Annotated in this window: 15 protein-coding genes; 11 read left to right on the forward strand and 4 right to left on the reverse strand. The window is 70.5% G+C overall.

Annotated features, from left to right (window positions below):
- Positions 1–66: 66 nt before the first annotated feature.
- The 5 genes from H4N64_RS02385 (at position 67) to H4N64_RS02405 (ending at position 6277) form a co-directional block, all read left to right on the forward strand.
- Entirely contained in the window at positions 67–447 is a 381-nt protein-coding gene (locus H4N64_RS02385; protein WP_186280374.1) for an MmcQ/YjbR family DNA-binding protein, read from the forward strand.
- A gap of 114 nt (positions 448–561) precedes the next feature.
- Entirely contained in the window at positions 562–1692 is a 1131-nt protein-coding gene (locus H4N64_RS02390; RefSeq protein ID WP_186280375.1) for a CaiB/BaiF CoA transferase family protein, read from the forward strand.
- On the forward strand, positions 1689–2831 hold the full coding sequence (locus tag H4N64_RS02395; protein ID WP_186280376.1) for an acyl-CoA dehydrogenase family protein: 1143 nt from the start codon (positions 1689–1691) through the stop codon (positions 2829–2831). Before H4N64_RS02390 ends, H4N64_RS02395 begins: the two co-directional genes overlap by 4 nt.
- Positions 2832–2852: 21 nt before the next feature.
- On the forward strand, positions 2853–4067 hold the full coding sequence (locus H4N64_RS02400; RefSeq protein WP_186280377.1) for an acetyl-CoA C-acetyltransferase: 1215 nt from the start codon (positions 2853–2855) through the stop codon (positions 4065–4067).
- Positions 4068–4108: 41 nt separating this feature from the next.
- A complete protein-coding gene (locus H4N64_RS02405; protein WP_186280378.1) occupies positions 4109–6277 on the forward strand; it encodes a 3-hydroxyacyl-CoA dehydrogenase NAD-binding domain-containing protein in 2169 nt (722 codons plus the stop codon).
- A 56-nt stretch (positions 6278–6333) separates the two neighbouring features.
- On the opposite strand, the gene H4N64_RS02410 is transcribed toward H4N64_RS02405, so the two are convergent.
- A complete protein-coding gene (locus H4N64_RS02410) occupies positions 6334–7047 on the reverse strand; it encodes a MerR family transcriptional regulator (RefSeq protein ID WP_186280379.1) in 714 nt (237 codons plus the stop codon).
- A 253-nt stretch (positions 7048–7300) separates the two neighbouring features.
- Here H4N64_RS02410 and H4N64_RS02415 point away from each other — a divergent pair, with 253 nt between their 5' ends.
- Together H4N64_RS02415 and H4N64_RS02420 are read left to right on the forward strand one after the other, a co-directional pair.
- Positions 7301–8767 carry an amino acid permease gene (locus tag H4N64_RS02415; RefSeq protein WP_186280380.1) on the forward strand — a complete coding sequence of 489 codons (1467 nt, stop codon included), beginning with the start codon at positions 7301–7303 and terminating at the stop codon, positions 8765–8767.
- Positions 8768–8807: 40 nt separating this feature from the next.
- Entirely contained in the window at positions 8808–9296 is a 489-nt protein-coding gene (locus H4N64_RS02420) for a macro domain-containing protein (protein WP_186280381.1), read from the forward strand.
- A gap of 87 nt (positions 9297–9383) precedes the next feature.
- On the opposite strand, the gene H4N64_RS02425 is transcribed toward H4N64_RS02420, so the two are convergent.
- Positions 9384–10877 carry a M1 family aminopeptidase gene (locus H4N64_RS02425; protein WP_186280382.1) on the reverse strand — a complete coding sequence of 498 codons (1494 nt, stop codon included), beginning with the start codon at positions 10875–10877 and terminating at the stop codon, positions 9384–9386.
- Positions 10878–11066: 189 nt separating this feature from the next.
- Here H4N64_RS02425 and H4N64_RS02430 point away from each other — a divergent pair, with 189 nt between their 5' ends.
- The gene (locus H4N64_RS02430) at positions 11067–13007 is read left to right on the forward strand and encodes a Xaa-Pro dipeptidyl-peptidase (protein WP_186280383.1); all 1941 of its coding nucleotides are present in this window, start codon (positions 11067–11069) and stop codon (positions 13005–13007) included.
- Positions 13004–14251, forward strand: a complete 1248-nt coding sequence (locus H4N64_RS02435; RefSeq protein ID WP_186280384.1) for a M14 family zinc carboxypeptidase — start codon at positions 13004–13006, stop codon at positions 14249–14251. Before H4N64_RS02430 ends, H4N64_RS02435 begins: the two co-directional genes overlap by 4 nt.
- A 15-nt stretch (positions 14252–14266) precedes the next feature.
- Here the strand turns inward: H4N64_RS02435 and H4N64_RS02440 are convergent, their stop codons facing one another.
- Positions 14267–15223, reverse strand: a complete 957-nt coding sequence (locus H4N64_RS02440; protein WP_186280385.1) for an FAD-dependent oxidoreductase — start codon at positions 15221–15223, stop codon at positions 14267–14269.
- Between the two features lie 66 nt (positions 15224–15289).
- Here H4N64_RS02440 and H4N64_RS02445 point away from each other — a divergent pair, with 66 nt between their 5' ends.
- Both H4N64_RS02445 and H4N64_RS02450 read left to right on the forward strand, forming a co-directional pair.
- Positions 15290–16312, forward strand: coding sequence for an oxidoreductase (locus tag H4N64_RS02445; RefSeq protein ID WP_186280386.1), 1023 nt, complete (start codon positions 15290–15292; stop codon positions 16310–16312).
- Positions 16313–16361: 49 nt separating this feature from the next.
- On the forward strand, positions 16362–18002 hold the full coding sequence (locus H4N64_RS02450; RefSeq protein WP_186280387.1) for an ABC-F family ATP-binding cassette domain-containing protein: 1641 nt from the start codon (positions 16362–16364) through the stop codon (positions 18000–18002).
- Here H4N64_RS02450 and H4N64_RS02455 read toward each other — a convergent pair.
- The gene (locus tag H4N64_RS02455; protein ID WP_186280388.1) at positions 17999–19180 is read right to left on the reverse strand and encodes a serine hydrolase domain-containing protein; all 1182 of its coding nucleotides are present in this window, start codon (positions 19178–19180) and stop codon (positions 17999–18001) included. The genes H4N64_RS02450 and H4N64_RS02455 overlap by 4 nt on opposite strands.
- Between the last annotated feature and the right edge of the window lie 122 nt (positions 19181–19302).

Here is a 19302-nt window from a genome sequence, read left to right on the forward strand (position 1 = left end):
CCGTTGTCGGTGGCCGAGGCTAGCGTGAGGAGTGCGGAGCCCGACGACGAGCCCGGGAGGCAGCGGATGGCCGTGGACCGGAACGCCCTGAAGAAGTGGGAGAAGATACGCCAATTCGCCCTGGGTATGCCCGGCGCGGCCGAGGAGTTCCCCTGGGGCGAGACCGTCGCGAAGGTCAACAAGAAGGTGTTCGTCTTCCTCGGCGTCGACGACGGCAGCCATCCGCTCGGCGTCACCGTGAAGCTCAAGGACGAGGCGGCCCACGCCCACGCGCTGACCTGCCCCGGCGCCGAGCCCGCGGGCTACGGCCTGGGCAAGTCCGGCTGGGTCAGCATCCCGCTGGGGCACAAGGGCGCCCCGGCCGCGGAGCTGTTGTGCGACTGGGTGGAGGAGAGCTACCGCACGATCGCACCGAAGCGGCTCATAGCGGAACTGGACGGAGGCTGAGCGGGTGCCGAAACTTCACTAAGCGCTTGCTCGCCCAGGTCTTGTGCTCACTGGAACAAGTTCCTAACATCCCTGGTGTTACATCAGTAGTGTCATACCTACCCTGGGGACCGGATGGCAAAGACGCCAGGACACGGCCCGCTCACCGGCGTACGCGTCGTGGAGCTGGCCGGTATCGGGCCCGGCCCGTTCGCCGCGATGCTCCTCGCCGACCTCGGCGCGGACGTCGTCCGCGTGGACCGGCCCGGCGGCCCCGGACTCGCGATCGACCCCGCGTACGACATCACCAACCGCAACAAGCGCTCGGTGATCGTCGACCTGAAGACCCCCGACGGCCCCGCGCGCGTGCTCGCTCTCGCCGCCCGCGCGGACATCCTGATCGAGGGCTACCGCCCCGGCGTCGCCGAGCGCCTCGGCGTGGGCCCCGAGGCCTGCCGGGCCCGCAATCCGCGGCTCGTCTACGGCCGTATGACCGGCTGGGGCCAGGACGGCCCCCTCGCCCAGCGCGCCGGGCACGACATCGCCTACATCGCGCTCACCGGCACCCTCGGCATGATCGGCGCCCCCGACGCACCCCCGCCCGCCCCGGCCAACCTCCTCGGCGACTACGCCGGCGGCTCCCTCTACCTCGTTGTCGGCGTCCTCGCCGCCCTGCACCACGCGCGCGCCACCGGCACCGGCCAGGTCGTGGACGCCGCGATCGTGGACGGCACCTCCCATCTCGCCGCGATGATCCACGGCATGCTCGCCGCCGGCGGCTGGCAGGACCGCCGCGCCGCCAACCTCCTGGACGGCGGCTGCCCGTACTACGGCACCTACGAGACGGCCGACGGCAAGTACATGGCCGTCGGCGCCCTGGAGCCGCAGTTCTACGCGGAGTTCGTGCGGCTGCTCGGCATCGAGGACCAGGCATCGGCCCGCAAGGACTGGACACGCTGGGGCGAGCTGCGCGAGACGGTCACCGCCCGCTTCAAGACCCGTACCAGAGACGAGTGGACGGCGGTCTTCGAGGGCTCCGACGCCTGCGTCGCGCCCGTCCTCTCGCTGACCGAGGCCCCGCACCACCCGCATCTGGCCGCCCGTGGCACCTTCACCGACCACGGCGACATCACCCAGCCCGCCCCCGCGCCCCGCTTCTCCGCGACCCCCACCGCCGTGCGCTCCGGGCCCGCGCGGCCGGGCGCCGACACCGTGGACGTGGCGCGTGACTGGGACGTACCCGACCTGATGAAGGGCCTCGAATGAAGCGGCGGATCTTCTCCGAAGAGCACGACGCGTTCCGCGAGACCGTGCGCAGCTTCCTCGCCAAGGAGGTGCTGCCGTTCTACGAGCAGTGGGAGAAGGACGGCATCGTCTCCCGCGACGCCTGGCGCGCGGCCGGGAAGCAGGGTCTGCTGGGTCTCGCGGTGCCCGAGGAGTACGGGGGCGGCGGCACCGCCGACTTCCGCTACAGCGCCGTACTCGCCGAGGAGTTCACCCGTGCGGGCACTCCCGGGCTCGCCCTCGGCCTGCACAACGACATCATCGGGCCCTATCTGACGGGCCTCGCCACCGAGGAGCAGAAGCGCCGCTGGCTGCCCGGCTTCTGCGACGGCTCGCTGATCACGGCCATCGCCATGACCGAGCCGGGCGCGGGCTCCGACCTCCAGGGCATCAGGACCCGCGCCGAGGACCGCGGCGACCACTGGCTGCTGGGCGGCTCCAAGACGTTCATCTCCAACGGCATCCTCGCCGACCTGGTGATCGTGGTGGCGAGGACGACCCCGGAGGGCGGCGCGCACGGACTGTCCCTGCTGGTCGTCGAGCGCGGTACGGAGGGCTTCGAGCGCGGCCGCAACCTCGACAAGATCGGCCAGAAGGCGCAGGACACGGCCGAGTTGTTCTTCCACGACGTGCGCGTGCCCAAGGAGAACCTCCTCGGCGAGCTCAACGGCGCCTTCGTCCACCTGATGACGAACCTCGCCCAGGAGCGCCTGAGCATCGCGGTCGCGGCCATCGCGGGCGCGGAGCACCTGCTGGAGATCACCACGCGCTACGTCAAGGAGCGCGAGGCCTTCGGCCGGCCGCTCGCCACCAAGCAGCACATCCGGTTCGAGATCGCCGAGATGGCCACCGAGTGCGCCGTCACCCGCACCTTCCTCGACCGCTGTGTCGAGGAGCACTCGAACGGCGGACTCGACGCCGTCGACGCCTCCATGGCGAAGTGGTGGGCGACCGAACTGCAAAAGCGCGTCGCCGACCGCTGTCTGCAACTGCACGGCGGCTACGGCTACATGAGCGAATACCCCGTCGCCCGGGCCTTCACCGACGGACGCATCCAGACCATCTACGGCGGGACCACCGAGATCATGAAGGAGATCATCGGCCGTTCCCTGCTGGGCTGACCCTCACCGAAAGGCTTCCCTGTGAGCACCGAAGCGTATGTGTACGACGCGATCCGCACCCCGCGCGGCCGCGGCAAGGCGAACGGCGCCCTGCACGGCACCAAGCCCATCGACCTGGTCGTCGGACTCATCCACGAGCTCCGCGACCGCTTCCCCGGCCTGGACCCGGCCGCGATTGACGACATCGTGCTGGGCGTCGTCGGCCCGGTCGGCGACCAGGGCTCCGACATCGCCCGTATCGCCGCCGTCGCCGCGGGACTTCCGGACACGGTGGCCGGCGTGCAGGAGAACCGCTTCTGTGCCTCGGGCCTTGAGGCGGTCAACATGGCCGCGATGAAGGTCCGTTCGGGCTGGGAGGACCTCGTCCTCGCGGGCGGAGTGGAGTCCATGTCCCGGGTGCCGATGGCCTCCGACGGCGGCGCCTGGTTCAACGACCCGATGACCAACCTGGCCGTCAACTTCGTGCCGCAGGGCATCGGCGCCGACCTGATCGCCACCATCGAGGGCTTCTCCCGGCGGGACGTCGACGAGTACGCGGCCCTCTCGCAGGAGCGGGCGGCCACGGCCTGGAAGGAGGGCCGCTTCGAGAAGTCGGTCGTCCCGGTGAAGGACCGCAGCGGCCTGGTCGTCCTCGACCACGACGAGCACATGCGCCCCGGCACCACCGCCGACTCCCTGGGCAAGCTGAATCCGTCCTTCGCGGACATCGGCGACCTGGGCGGCTTCGACGCCGTGGCGCTGCAGAAGTACCACTGGGTCGAGAGGATCGACCACGTCCACCACGCGGGCAACTCCTCCGGCATCGTGGACGGAGCCGCGCTCGTCGCCATCGGCTCCAAGGAGGTCGGCGAGCGCTACGGACTCACCCCCCGCGCGCGGATCGTCTCCGCGGCCGTCTCCGGCTCCGAGCCCACGATCATGCTCACCGGCCCGGCCCCCGCCACCCGCAAGGCCCTGGCGAAGGCCGGACTGACCATCGACGACATCGACCTCGTCGAGATCAACGAGGCGTTCGCGGCGGTCGTCCTGCGCTTCGCCAAGGACATGGGCCTGTCCCTGGACAAGGTCAACGTCAACGGCGGCGCCATCGCCCTCGGCCACCCGCTCGGCGCCACCGGCGCGATGATCCTCGGCTCGCTCGTCGACGAACTGGAGCGCCAGGACAAGCGCTACGGCCTCGCCACGCTGTGCGTGGGCGGCGGCATGGGCATCGCCACGATCGTCGAACGCATCTGAAGACCCCAGCGGCCACACGAGACTTCTACGGAGATCACCTCATGACCACCACCATCCGCTGGGAACAGGACCGCACCGGCGTCGTCACCCTCGTCATCGACGACCCCGACCAGTCCGCCAACACCATGAACCAGGCCTTCCGCGACTCCCTCGCGCAGGTCACCGACCGCCTGGAGGCCGAGAAGGACACCGTCCGCGGTGTCATCATCACCTCCGCCAAGAAGACCTTCTTCGCCGGCGGCGACCTGCGCGACCTGATCCGGGTCACCCCCGAGACCGCGCAGGAGCTGTTCGACGGCGGCATGGCCATCAAGCGGAACCTGCGCCGCATCGAGACCCTCGGCAAGCCGGTCGTCGCCGCGCTGAACGGCGCGGCCCTCGGCGGCGGTTACGAGATCGCCCTCGCCTGCCACCACCGCATCGCCCTCGACGCGCCCGGCTCCAAGATCGGCTGCCCCGAGGTCACCCTCGGCCTGCTCCCCGGCGGAGGCGGCGTGGTCCGCACGGTCCGCCTGCTGGGCATCGCCGACGCCCTCCTGAAGGTCCTCCTCCAGGGCACCCAGTACAACCCGCGGCGCGCCCTGGAGAACGGCCTGGTCGACGACGTGGCCACCACCCAGGAGGAGATGCTCGCCAGGGCCCGCGCCTTCATCGAGGCCAACCCCGAGTCGCAGCAGCCCTGGGACAAGCCCGGCTACCGCATCCCCGGCGGCACCCCCGCCAACCCCAAGTTCGCGGCCAACCTGCCCGCCTTCCCGGCCAACCTGCGCAAGCAGACGAACGGCGCCCCCTACCCCGCCCCGCGCAACATCCTCGCGGCGGCGGTGGAGGGCTCCCAGGTCGACTTCGAGACCGCGCAGGTCATCGAGGCCCGGTACTTCGTCGAGCTGGCCGCCGGGCAGACCTCGAAGAACATGATCCAGGCGTTCTTCTTCGACCTCCAGGCCGTCAACTCCGGCGCCAACCGCCCCAAGGGCATCGAACCGCGGCAGGTCCGCAAGGTCGCGGTGCTGGGCGCCGGGATGATGGGCGCGGGCATCGCCTACTCCTGCGCCCGCGCGGGCATCGACGTCGTCCTGAAGGACGTCACCCCGGAGGCGGCCGCCAAGGGCAAGGGGTACTCCGAGAAGCTCTGCGCGAAGGCCGTGAGCAGGGGTCGTACGACGCAGGAGAAGGCGGACGAGCTGCTGGCCCGCATCACCCCGACCGCCGACCCCGCCGACCTGGCGGGCTGCGACGCGGTGATCGAGGCGGTCTTCGAGAACCCTGAGCTCAAGCACAAGGTCTTCCAGGAGATCCAGCACCTTGTCGAGCCGGACGCGCTGCTGTGCTCCAACACCTCCACGCTCCCCATCACGGCCCTGGCCGAAGGCGTGGAGCGACAGTCGGACTTCATCGGCCTGCACTTCTTCTCACCGGTGGACAAGATGCCGCTGGTCGAGATCATCAAGGGCGAGCGGACCGGCGAGGAGGCGCTGGCCAGGGCCTTCGACCTGGTGCGCCAGATCAAGAAGACCCCGATCGTGGTCAACGACTCACGCGGCTTCTTCACTTCACGCGTGATCGGCCACTTCATCAACGAGGGCGTGGCGATGGTCGGCGAGGGCATCGAGCCGGCCTCCGTCGAACAGGCGGCGGCCCAGGCGGGCTACCCGGCGAAGGTCCTCTCCCTGATGGACGAACTGACGCTCACGCTCCCGCGCAAGATCCGCAACGAGTCCAAGCGGGCCGTCGAGGAGGCGGGCGGCACCTGGCCGACCCACCCCGCGGAGGCCGTGATCGACCGCATGGTCGACGAGTTCGACAGGCCGGGCCGCAGCGGCGGAGCGGGCTTCTACGACTACGACGAGTCCGGCAAGCGGGCGGGCCTGTGGCCGGGCCTGCGCGAGCACTTCACCCGCGAGGGCACGGAGATCCCCTTCAAGGACATGCAGGAACGCATGCTGTTCTCGGAGGCCCTGGACACGGTCCGCCTCCTGGAGGAGGGAGTTCTGACCTCGGTGGCAGACGCCAACATCGGCTCGATCTTCGGCATCGGCTTCCCCGGCTGGACGGGCGGCGTCCTCCAGTACATCAACGGCTACGACAACGGCCTGTCCGGCTTCGTGGCACGCGCGCGTGAACTGGCGGACCGGTACGGCGACCGCTTCCTGCCGCCGGCACTGCTGGTGGAGAAGGCGGAGAAGGGGGAACGCTTCAAGGACGCGTGACGGGACTCACCGACGCCGGGCGGGCAATGTCGGCCCGCCCGGCGTTCCGGTGCGCCTCAGGCGGATCCGTCCGCCTCTGACGCCTTGACCCACTCCCGCAGCTCCTCCTTCAGCGAGCGCTGGAACGACGTCAACAGGGCCTGTACGACGAGCGGTTGCATGTCGGAGGAGAGCGACTTCACATCCTGGGCCGCCCGTTCGGAGACCTCTCCGCGGAACAGCTGCGACAGCTCATGGGCGGCGGCGCGCGAATGCTCGATCAGAACCTTGCGCGCGGCGAGGATCGCCTCCTGCGACAGCGGCATGTCGAGCAGCCGCACCCCGAGCCGCAGCAGTCCGACGTCCACCCGGAACACCTCGCCGTCGGCCCCGATCACCCCCATCGCGGCCAGCCGCTCCACGTCCTCGTCGGCCAGCTCGCGCCCGGCCCGCCGCTCCAGCTCCGCGCGCGTCACCGTCTCCACGGCGTCCGGCGCCCAGGAGGCCACCACGGCCCGGTGGATGGCGAGATCGTCGGGGCTCAGCCCGGACGGCAGGCGCTGCATGTACCGCTCGATCGCCGCCAGCGTCATCCCCTGCTGCTGAAGCTCCTCGATCAGCGCCAGCCGCGCCAGATGATCCCGGCCGTAGTGCCCCACCCGACGCGGACCGATCACCGGCGGCGGCAGCAGCCCCTTCGTGCCGTAGAACCGCACGGTACGGACCGTGACGCCCGCCCGCGCGGCCAGCTCGTCGATGGTGAGGGTCGGGTCCTCGGCGTCGGTCTTCATGTGCAGCAGTATCGCTGTCTCACCACTGCTGTGAAACCTGTCGAGCACTCGGAGATGATCACGAGGAGTTCCTCGGCAGTTCATGTGCCGACCATGTGAGATGTTCCGCTCTGTGACGTCCGCCACCGCGTGAGCCGCCACCCATGGGGGAAGGTGACGCCTTGGTCTGTGCTCTTACCAAGGGCGCGGGCCATACGTACGTCCGGACACCCGAGCGTGATCCGCTCGGGCGCACCAGAGAGTGGTACCACCCGTGAGCAAGGACGCCGTGGACACGGCACAGGCCGCATCCCTCACCGTGGCGGCCCAGACGCCCGCGGATGCGGGCGACGCCGGTTACAGCAAGGACCTCAAGGCCCGCCACGTCAACATGATCGCCATCGGCGGAGCGATCGGCACCGGACTCTTCCTGGGCGCCGGAGGACGCCTCCACAACGCCGGACCGGCGCTGGCCATCGCCTACCTGGTCTGCGGAATCTTCGCCTTCTTCGTCGTACGGGCCCTCGGTGAGCTGGTCCTGTACCGCCCCTCTTCCGGTTCCTTCGTGTCGTACGCGCGCGAGTTCCTCGGCGAGAAGGGCGCCTATGTCGCCGGCTGGATGTACTTCCTGAACTGGTCCACGACCGGTATCGCCGACATCACCGCCATCGCGCTCTACACCCACTACTGGAGCATGTTCACCGACATCCCCCAGTGGGTCCTGGCCCTCGCCGCGCTCGCGGTGGTCCTGGCGGTGAACCTGATCTCGGTGAAGATCTTCGGCGAATTGGAGTTCTGGTTCGCGATCATCAAGGTCGCCACGCTCGTGGCCTTCATGTTCGTCGGCATCTTCCTGCTCGCCACCCAGCACGAGGTCGGCGGCACGACACCCGGCCTGAGCGTGGTCACCGACAACGGCGGCGTCCTCCCGCACGGCCTGATGCCGGTCGTCCTGGTCATGCAGGGCGTGATCTTCGCCTACGCCGCCCTGGAGCTGGTCGGCGTCGCCGCCGGCGAGACCGCCGAGCCGGAGAAGGTCGTCCCGCGCGCGGTGAACTCGATCATGTGGCGCGTGGGCCTGTTCTACGTCGGCTCGGTCGTCCTGCTGGCCCTGCTGCTGCCGGGCTCGGTGTACTCGGCCGACGAGAGCCCCTTCGTCACCGTCCTGTCGAAGATCGGCGTCGAGGGCGCCGGCGATGTGATGAACCTGGTGGTGTTGACGGCCGCGATGTCGTCGCTGAACTCCGGCCTGTACTCCACGGGCCGGATCCTCCGCTCGATGGCGATGGCGGGCTCCGCCCCCAAGTTCACCGCCCGCATGAATCGCAGCCAGGTGCCCTACGGCGGCATCCTGCTGACCTGCGCGGTGTGTGTGCTCGGCGTCGGCCTGAACTTCCTGATGCCGAGCCAGGCCTTCGAGATCGTGCTGAACGTCGCCTCCCTCGGCATCATCAGCACCTGGGTGATCATCATGATCTGCCATCTGATGTTCGTCCGTCGCGCCAAGGCCGGCCTGGTCGCCCGCCCCTCCTTCCGCCTCCCCGGCAGCCCGGTCACGGAGATCGTCACGATCGCCTTCCTGCTCGCCGTGCTCGGCCTGATGTGGAACGACCCCGAGGTCGGCCGCCAGACCCTGCTGCTCGTCCCGGTCATCGCCGTGATGCTGGTCGCCGGCTGGTTCGGCGTCCGGCGCCGGGTGGCGAAGACGGCGGAACAGGAGCTGGCCGAGCTCACGAAGTAATTCAGGAGCCACTGTCAGTGGCACCGCCTACGGTGGCGTCATGCTGGAGATCACGTATGTCCGGGGTGACGCCACCGTCCCGTCGGTGAAGGGCGTCAAGCTGATCGCCCATGTCTGCAACGACATCGGGGGATGGGGCAAGGGCTTCGTGCTCGCCGTGTCGCGCCGCTGGCCGGAGCCGGAGAAGGCGTACCGAGCTTGGCACCGCGACCGCGCCGCGAACGACTTCGCCCTGGGAGCCGTCCAGTTCGTCCAGGTCGAGCCGTATGTCTGGGTGGCCAACATGGTCGGCCAGCGCGGCATACGCACCGGCAGCAAGGGCGTCCCCGTGCGCTACGAGGCGATCGACACGGCCCTGGACGGCCTCGCGACCAAGGCGGCCGAGCTGGGCGCCTCCGTGCACATGCCCCGCATAGGCTGCGGCCTGGCGGGCGGCAAGTGGTCCCGGATCGAGCCACTGATCACCGACCGGCTGGTGCGGCAGGGGATCCCCGTCACGGTCTACGACCATGGGGAGGGCCGGAGTTGACCGGGTGACCCAGGCCCGAGCCCGGGCCACCCACGGCCACCTCAGGAGAGCGGCCGCCGGCCCATCCCGGCACCTCCAGCGAAGCGCCTAGTGCTCGTGCACGTCGCTCGTCGCCGCGATCTTCTTCCACGACTTCGGCTGTGCCGGAACACCGGAGTCCCGTGCGATGGACGCCTCGCGGGCCTCGGGCGCGGCCGGCTTCGACGGCTGGAACAGCCAGGTGTCGAAGAACGCCGCCAGCGGCTGCCCGGCCACCTGCTCGGCGTACGCCTGGAAGTCGGCCACGGACGCGTTGCCGTAGGCGTACTTGTCCGTCCAGCCCTTCAGGATCGCGAAGAAGTCCTCGTCGCCGATCTCGCCCCGCAGCGCCTGGAGCGCCAGCGCGCCCCGGTCGTAGACGGCGATGTGGAACTGGTTGTCAGGCCCCGGGTCACCGGGCCGCACCGTCCAGAACGGATCGTCGGCCGCGCGCGAGGCGTACACATAGTCGGCGATCTCCTGCGTCGTGCCCTCGCCCTCGTGCTCGGACCACAGCCACTCCGAGTAGCGTGCGAAGCCCTCGTTGATCCAGATGTCCTTCCATCCGGCGACCGACACGAGGTCGCCGTACCACTGATGGGCGAGCTCGTGCACGACGAGGTAGGTGTTCGTCCCACTCGCGAACCTGGACGGGCTGTAGAAGGGCCGTGTCTGTGTCTCCAGCGCGTATCTGGTGGCGGTGTTCGGCACGTACCCGCCGAGCGCGTTGTAGGGGTACGGCCCGAAGTACTCGGCGAGCCAGTCGGCGATCTCCCCGCTCCGCTCGATGCTCGCCCGTGCCGCGTTGTAGTTGTCGCCCAGGTCTTTGCTGTACGCGTTGACGACCGGGATCCCGCTCTCGGTCCGGCCGGTCGTGATGTCGAACCGGCCGACGGCGAGCGTGGCGAGATAGGTCGCCTGCGGCTTGTTGGACCGCCAGTTGTAGCGGGTCCAGCCAAGGCGTGAACTCGTCGACTGGAGCGTGCCGTTGGATATGGCCTGGGTGCCGTCCGGGACCTGGACCGAGACGTCGTAGGTCGCCTTGTCGAGCGGATGGTCGTTGCTCGGGAACCACCACCAGGCGGCCTCCGGCTCGTTGGCGGCCACTCCGCCGTCCGCGGTGCGGTGCCAGCTGGTGAAGCCGTACGCCTGCTCGCCGGACGGCACCCCGCTGTAGCGCACCACCACGGTGATGTCCGAGCCCTTGGCCAGCGGGGTCTTCGGGGTGATCTCCAACTCGTGCTCGCCGGAGGTGGTGAAAGACGCCTTCGCGCCGTTGACCCGCACCTCGCCGACGTCCAGCAGGAAGTCCAGGTTGAAACGCGACAGATCCTGAGTGGTGCGGGCCAGCAGGGTCGCCGTGCCCTCCAGACGGTCCGTCGCGGGCTGGTACTTCAGCCGCAGGTCGTAGTGCGAGACGTCGTATCCGCCGTTGCCGTAGGCCGGGTAGTAGGGATCGCCGATGCCCGGGGCGCCGGGGGCGGAACTCGCGGCCGATGCCGGGATCGCCAGCAGTACGGAGGCCGCCACGAGCGCGCCCGGCGCGAAGAATCTGCGGTGCACGAAAGCTCCAAGTCGTAGGGGACCGAAGGCTGTTCGGACCCTATTCACTCCCTGTGCCCCGCACGTGTCCACAGGCGCGGCTGTCACACGATCGCCATTCGGCCGACATGAGCCGAGGGCCCCCTCGGACCACTCACACGTCCGGTTGCCCTCTTCTGCACGGGAGTTGACCGATGTACCGTCCCGCGCATGCCGATACGCACGCGCTTCACGATCTGGAGACCGCTCGCGACGGCGGCCACGGCCGCCCTGATGGCCACCTTCCTCTCACCCGTGACGGCCCAAGCGGCCCCGCGCACGAGTGAACCCGTCTACTCCTACGACGCCGCCATCCGCGAGGCCGTATGGGTGGACACCGGACTCGACGGCGACGCCGACGGACGCACCGACCGGGTCGCCGTCGACATCGTCCGCCCCCGCGAACCGGCCCAACAGGGCCGCAGGATCCCCGTCATCATGGACGCCAGCCCTTACTACTCCTGCTGTGGACGGGGCAACGAGGGCCAGCGCAAGACGTACGACGCGGACGGCGACGTCGTCCAGATGCCGCTGTTCTACGACAACTACTTCGTGCCCCGCGGCTACGCCTTCGTCGGCGTCGACCTCGCCGGCACCAACCGCTCCGACGGCTGCGTCGATGTCGGCGGCCGCTCCGACATCCAGTCCGCGAAGGCCGTCGTCGACTGGCTGAACGGCCGCGCCAAGGCCTACACCACCCGCACCGGCACCACCCGCGCCAAGGCCACGAGCTGGACTGACGGCAAGACCGGGATGATCGGCAAGAGTTACGACGGAACCATCGCCAACGGCGTCGCCGCGACCGGGGTCGAGGGCCTGGAGACGATCGTCCCCATCGGCGCCATCTCCTCCTGGTACGACTACTACTTCGCCAAGGGCGCCCCGCTCTTCGACTCCGGCCCCGACTGGCTGTCGAACTACGTCGAGAGCCCGGACGCCCGCGCCCGCTGTGCCGCCGTACAGCAGAAGATCGTCGACGGCGCCCCGCGCACCGGCGACTGGACGCCGCTGTGGAGCGAGCGGAACTACGTGCCGGACGCCGATGAGGTCGAGGCCAGCGTCTTCGTGATCCACGGCATGCAGGACCTCAACGTCCGCGCCAAGCACTTCGGTCAGTGGTGGGACGCGCTCGCCAGGAACGGCGTCGAGCGCAAGATCTGGCTCTCCCAGGTCGGCCACGTCGACCCCTTCGACTTCCGGCGCGCCGCATGGGTGGACACCCTGCACCGCTGGTTCGACCATGAACTCCTCGGCTACGACAACGGCATCGACGACGAACCGATGGCCGACATCGAACGCCGGCCCGACCAGTGGGCCACCTCGAACGTCTGGCCGCCGCGAGCCACCGAGAAGACCACCCTGCGCCCCGCGGAGGGAGCCCAGGACGGCGTCGGCACCCTCGGCCTGACCCCCGGCACCGGCACCGAGACCTTCACCGACAACCCGGAGCACGACGAGACCGACTGGGCCGCCCACATCGACCGGCCCACTCCCGACAAGGCGGGCTTCGTCACCGGACCGCTCACCCGCGACCTGCGTCTTTCCGGCTCCTCGAAGGTCACCGTCACCGCGACCCCGACCACGTCCACGGCCCATCTCTCGGCCGTCCTGGTGGACCTCGGCCCCGACACCATCCGCGACTACGCCACCGCGGGCGAGGGCATCACCACCCTCACCGAGCGCACCTGCTGGGGCGCGAGCACCACCGGCGACAGCGCCTGCTTCAAGGAGACCGCGGCCAAGACCGCCGACGTCGACTACACGATCCTCAGCCGCGGCTGGGCCGACCTCGCCTCGCTCGGGGGAGCCCCCCTCACACCCGGCACGCCGTACACCATCACCCTCGACCTCGCGGCCACCGACCATGTCGTCCCGGCCGGCCACCGGCTCGCGCTGATCGTCGCGGGCACCGACAAGGACCTCATCGAACCGCCGTCCACGCAGCCGACCCTGACGCTCGATCTGTCCCGCACCTCGGCCAGTGTGCCGCTGGTCGGCGGCGCCGAGGCCTTCCGCAAGGCCACCTCCGGCGTGACCGCCGCCCCGGGCGAGGCCGTCCTCGACGGGGTGGGCGAGCCGCGCACCGCCCAGCGTGTCCCGGAGGCATCGTGAAGTCCCGTGTCGCCGCGGTGATCGCGGCCGCCCTCGCCGCACCCCTGCTGTCGATCCCGGCGCACGCGGCGGACACCCCGCCCCGCACCGGCTTCGAGGAGTCGGGCGGCGCCCGCTGGACCAGCCAGCCCGAGGAACAGGGCTTCCTCGCCGCCGTGGACGAGGCGAGCGACCGTGTGTCGATCAGCCGGATCGGCACGACCAAGCAGGACCGCCCGCTCCAACTCGTCCGCATCGGCACCCGCCCGACCACCCGCACCGTCCTGCTGGTGTGCAGCCAGCACGGCGACGAGCCCTCCGGCCGCGAGGCGTGCCTGACCACGATCCGCGATCTGGCCTACGGCGACGACGAGCGGACCCGGCGTCTGCTGACGTCCACCACCGTCCTCGTCGTACCCACCGCCAACCCCGACGGCCGGGCCGCGGACACCCGCGGCAACAGCGACGGCGTGGACATCAACCGCGACCACATCGCCCTTCGGACCGCCGAGGGAAGGGCGTTGGCCGCGGTGATCCGCGACCGGAAGCCGGACATGGTCTACGACCTGCACGAGTACGGCGGCACACCCCCGTACTACGACAAGGACCTGTTCGACCTCTGGCCGCGCAACCTCAACACCGCCCCGGACGTGCACGAGGAGGCCCAGACCCTGTCGCTGGACTACGTGCGGCCCGCGGCGCGGGCCGACGGCTACACGACCGGCACGTACGGCATCTGGACCGACCCCGTCACCGGCGACCCCATCCGGCAGGTCGCCGGCGATGGGCAGGAGCGCATCCTGCGGAACATGTCCGGAATCAAGCACACCGTCGGCCTGCTCATCGAGAGCCGGGTGGAACCGTTGACCGAGGTGTCGGAGCCGGTGAACAACCTGCGCCGGGTCAACTCCCAACTCTCCGCACTGAAGGGCCTGTTCTCCTTCGCGGGGGAGCGGGGAAGGCAGGTCGACGAGGCCACCTCCGCAGCCCGGCTCGCCGGCTGGCGCGACACCGGACCGGTCTACGTCGGCGGCGCCGACAATGATCCGCCCGAACCCGCCGAGGTCATCCAGGACCCGCCCTGCGGCTACCGGCTGACGGACGATCAGTACACGCAGTTCAAGGACGAACTCTCCCTGCACGGAGTGCGCACACAGGGCACGTACGTCCCGCTCCGCCAGTCCCTGCGCGCCCTCGTCCCGCTGCTCCTCGACGTACGCGCCCCGTACCACCTCACGATCGGGGAGCCCGACACGGACTGCTGACACAGGCTCCGAGGCTCAGGGGGAGGCGAGGGCGGCCGCCTCCTCCGCGCAGCCCCAGGCCACCGTCACTCCGGCGCCGCCATGGCCGTAGTTGTGCACCAGGATCCGCCCGTCCGGCAGGAGTTCGCGCTCCAGCCGGACCGCGTCCCGCACCGGCCGCAGCCCCACCCGGTGGTCCAGGACCCGGGCCCCGGCGATCTCCGGCCTGAGCTCGGCACATCGCACCACGATCGCCTCCGCCACCTTCGGATCAGGATCCAGCGACCACGAGCCCTCGTCCGCCGTGCCGCCCAGCAGCAGCCGTCCGGGCTGCGGAAAGAAGTACGCCATCTCCCCGGAGGCGGCGTCACTGGAGGTGAGCCAGGTGTCGATCCCGGGGTTCTCCACGACCACCAACTGCCCCCGCACGGGCCGCACGGAAGGATCCGGCACCAGCTCACGCGCCCCGAGCCCGGTGCAGTTGACCACGACCGGCGCCTCGGCCTCCGCGAGCGCGGACACCTCACGCGTCTCGATCGAGCCGCCGGCGCCGAGGAATCGTTCCCTCAGCCAGGGAAGATGAGTCGACATGTCGATGAGCGGCAGCCGGGCCCACAGCCCCGCCCCGCCGTGCTCCTCGGCCGTCGCAGCCCGCAGCCCCGGAACCCGCCCGGTCGCCCAGGCGTCCGCCCCGTCCAGGTCCCCTTCGCCCAGTACCCCTTCGACCATGCGTACGCCCGTGGCCTCGGGGCGCTGCGCCAGCTGCTCGTACACATCGAGGGACCTCAGCGCCCACTCCCGGGCCAGGGCGAGCGGTTCGATCTTGTAAGGCCACCACAGCGCGCCCGCGACCGCCGAGGTGGTTCGCTCGACGGGGTCCCGGGTCCACACCCGCACCCGGCGGCCGGCGCCCTCGGCCAGGACCACGGCCGTGGTCAGGCCGATGACACCGCCGCCGACCACGATGACTTCGTCGTTTCGCCGCTTCTCCACCCGGGGACGGTAGCGGAATGTGCCATGCCGTGCTCACATCACCCCCGCGCTGGGGATACTCACAGCATGTCTGCCGAGTACGCGACCTTCGGCCTGGCACCGGCGATGCGTGCCGGTGGAGTCCTCGCCAACGGTGACTACCAAGTCCACCGGGACTTCGTGGACTTCATCGTCGACGGACGCCCGCTGCTGTACCAGCTCTCCGACCTCGACGCCGTCTCCCCGCTCGCCTCCGACGTCCCGCCCGCGATCTTCACCGCCCAGGTCCAGAGCCTCCTGCTGGAGGCGGACCCACCGCTTCCGGACGGCCGGTACGTGATCTACGGCTGTCCCGAGTGCGAGAGCCTGGCGTGCGGCGCGGTCACCGCCGCCATCGACCGGGCCGGCCACGACTTCATCTGGCGGGACTTCGCCTGGCAGACCGACGAACAGGCCGATCTGGAGCTCAACGGCTACCACGGCATAGGGCCCTTCCGCTTCCGGGGCGCCGAGTACCGGGCGGCGCTGGCCTCCCTCCTCGACGAGGCGCCCGGCGGTTCCCGCCGCCGGGTCCTGCTGATCGGCGCCCGGGTCGCGCTGCTGGCCAAGCTCGCCGCCGCCCTGCGCACCATCGGCATCGGCGCCGACATCACCCGCGACGCCGAGGGCGTGCCCGCAGACGAACTGCGCGCCTACGGCGCCGTCGCCTTCGGCCGCGCGGTCACCGAGGAGGAACGTGCCGCCGTACGCCGGGCCTTCGACCGGGCCGGTGTCGAGGTGGCCTATGTCGACGGCCTGGCCCCGATCGTCCCGCTGCTGGTCGCCCAGATAGAGAACGCCCTGGACCGCAGCCCTCCGCAGCAGCGTCGGCTGACCCGGCTGGTCGCGGTGGACGGCGAGGCGGGCGTGGAGGTCACCTCACCGTGCCGGGTCCGCCTGACCGCGTACCGTCTGGACCGCCTCTACCGCACCCACGCCCACGAGGTCTTCGACGGAGTCCTGGAGGCCGGCCGGCATCGCATCGCCCTGGACGCCAAGGCGGTGAAGGGGGAGTCCTATGTGGTGGCGCGGACCTCGACAAGCGTGCTGGTGGAGGCGATGGCCCGCTGATAAGGGGCAGTGAAGCCGCCCGCCCCCGGCCGTTAGGATTCGGGGTCTGATGACTGCCACCCTCGTCGTGAAGAACCTCGCCGCCGGCCACGGCGACCGCGCCCTGTTCAGCGGGCTGGACCTCGTCGTCGCGCCCGGCGACGTGATCGGTCTCGTCGGTGCCAATGGCGCCGGAAAGTCCACCCTGCTCCGGATGCTCGCCGGGCTGCTCGCGCCGGAGGACGGCGAGCTGCGGCTCTCCCCGCCGACCGCGACCGTCGGCCACCTCCCGCAGGAGCCGGAGCGGCGGCCCGGTGAGACCGTCCGCCAGTTCCTGGCCCGGCGCACCGGCGTCGCCGAGGCCCAGCGCACCATGGACGAGGCCACCCAGGCCCTGGTCGACGGGGCGCCCGGCGCCGACGACGCCTACGCGACGAGCCTGGAGCGCTGGCTGGACCTGGGCGGCGCCGACCTCGACGAGCGCGCCGAGGAGACCGCCGACTCCCTGGGCCTGGCCGTCGACCTGGACCAGCCCATGACGTCCCTCTCGGGCGGCCAGGCGGCGAGGGCCGGCCTCGCCTCACTGCTCCTGTCCCGCTACGACGTCTTCCTCCTCGACGAGCCCACCAACGACCTCGACCTGGACGGCCTTGAGCGCCTGGAGCGCTTCGTCAGCGGCCTGCGCGCCGGCACCGTCGTCGTCAGTCACGACCGCGAGTTCCTCACCCGCACGGTCACCAAGGTCCTCGAACTCGACCTCGCCCAGCAGCAGATCAACCTCTACGGCGGCGGCTACGCGGCCTACCTGGAGGAGCGCGAGGTCGCCCGCAGACACGCGCGCGAGGACTACGAGGAGTACGCCGACAAGAAGGCCGCCCTCCAGGACCGCGCCCAGATGCAGCGCTCCTGGATGGACAAGGGCGTGAAGAACGCGCGCCGCAAGGCGGGCAACGACAACGACAAGATCGGCCGCAAGTTCCGCAGCGAGGCCAGCGAGAAGCAGGCCGCCAAGGCCCGCCAGACCCAGCGCATGATCGAACGCCTCGATGTCGTCGAGGAGCCCCGCAAGGAGTGGGAACTGCACATGGAGATCGCCTCGGCCCCGCGCTCGGGAGCAGTGGCGGCGACCCTGCGCGACGCGGAGGTCGGCCGAGGCGACTTCACCCTCGGCCCGGTCTCCCTCCAGATCGACTGGGCGGACCGGGTGGCCGTCACCGGCGCCAACGGCGCGGGCAAGTCGACTCTGCTGGGGGCCCTGCTGGGCCGTATCCCCCTGACCGCGGGGCAGTCGACGCTCGGCTCGGGCGTGCTGATCGGCGAGGTCGACCAGGCCCGCAAGCTGTTCCACGGCGAGGAGGCATTGCTGGACGCCTTCTGCGCGGCGGTCCCGGACACCGAACCGGTCGAAGTGCGCACCCTGTTGGCCAAGTTCGGTCTGAAGTCGGACCATGTCCTGCGCCCGGCGGCCACGCTCTCACCCGGCGAACGCACGAGGGCCGCCCTGGCCCTTCTCCAGGGCCGGGGCGTCAACCTCCTCGTCCTCGACGAGCCGACGAACCACCTCGACCTCCCCGCCATCGAACAGCTGGAGTCGGCGCTCGACTCCTACGAGGGCACGCTGCTCCTGGTGACCCACGACCGGCGCATGCTGGACGCGGTCCATGTCACCCGCCGCCTGGAGGTCGCCGACGGGAAGGTGACCGAACGCTAGCCCTTGCCCTTCAGCAGCGCGCAGACGAATTTCTCCTGGACGGCGCGCAGTTGCCGTAGGAGATCCGGCTTGAGGGTCTGGTTGATCTGCGTCGTGGTGGAGAAGGTCAGGGACTTGCGCCCGTCCGGGGTCGCCGCGATCAGCTGGGTGTAGCCGGGCGTGTTGCCGGTGTGGCCGAGGACCACTCCGCAGCGGGTCGTGTACCGGAAGATGGCCAGCCCCGCCTCGTTGCGCCCCGGCCCGGCGGGCTCGGAGGCGCCGTCGATCCAGTCGCGCTGCTGCTGGACGACGTGGTCGCCGTACAGCTTGCCTCCGGCGTAGCCGCGGATGAAACGGGTCATGTCGGCGGGGGTGGAGACGATGCCGCCCGAGGCCCATACGCCGGACATGCTGATGAGCTCGCTGACGTCCTCCGGCGGCTCGGGCGGGGACACGTCGTACCCGTGCAGGAAGGGCCTCGGCATCCGATAGCCCTGCGGCAGGCTGGTGCGGTGCAGACCGAGCGGCCGGTACACCAGCTCCCGCAGCAGCCGTTCGTACGGCTCGCCGGTGGCCGCCTCGGCCATCAGGGCCACGGCGATGTTGTCGGAGTTGGAGTACTGGTACCGGGTGCCCGGCGGGAAGTTGAGGGGGCGGTCGGCGATGTAGTCGAGCAGCTTGCGGGAGTCGAAGTGGTGCCGGGGGTCGGCGAGCAGGGTCTTGAGGAACTCGGGCGACTCGGAGTAGTCGGCCAGGCCGCTGGTGTGGTTCAGCAGCTGGCGCAGGGTCACGGCGCTCCATGCGTCCGGCAGGTTCGGCAGGCGCTCGCCCAGGGTGTCGTCCAGGCTCAGGTCGCCGACGTCGACGAGGGACAGCGCGACCGCGCCGCTGAAGGCCTTGGCGGCGCTGGCGATCCGCATGTGGTCGTACGGCCTGGGCTTGCGCCCGGTGTCGAGGTCGGCCACTCCGGCCTTCACGACGCGGGTCTTGCGGCCGTCCTTGAGTACGGCGATGACACCGGGCGGACCGCCGGGTCTGCGGACCAGGTCCTCCAACTGGCCCTGGAGGGAGGGGTCGGTGTCCGGTCGGGGATGTGTGGCGGCGCCCGCGACGGTGGGGGACAGCGTGGTCAGACAGAGCGCGATGAGGGGGACCGTCCCCAGTCGGAGGCGGCGGGGGACACGGCGGCGGATCGGCATGGGCACTCCCGGGAGGCTCTGGCTGGTCGCGGTCCAGCCTTGCTCCCCACCGATCCGTGGGCCGCTCGTGTTGCTGCACACGGCCCAATGGCCCGGCCTCTCCGTGGGGGAGAGGCCGGGCC

The organism is Streptomyces cupreus, assembly GCF_014257025.1.
Lineage (GTDB): Bacteria > Actinomycetota > Actinomycetes > Streptomycetales > Streptomycetaceae > Streptomyces > Streptomyces cupreus.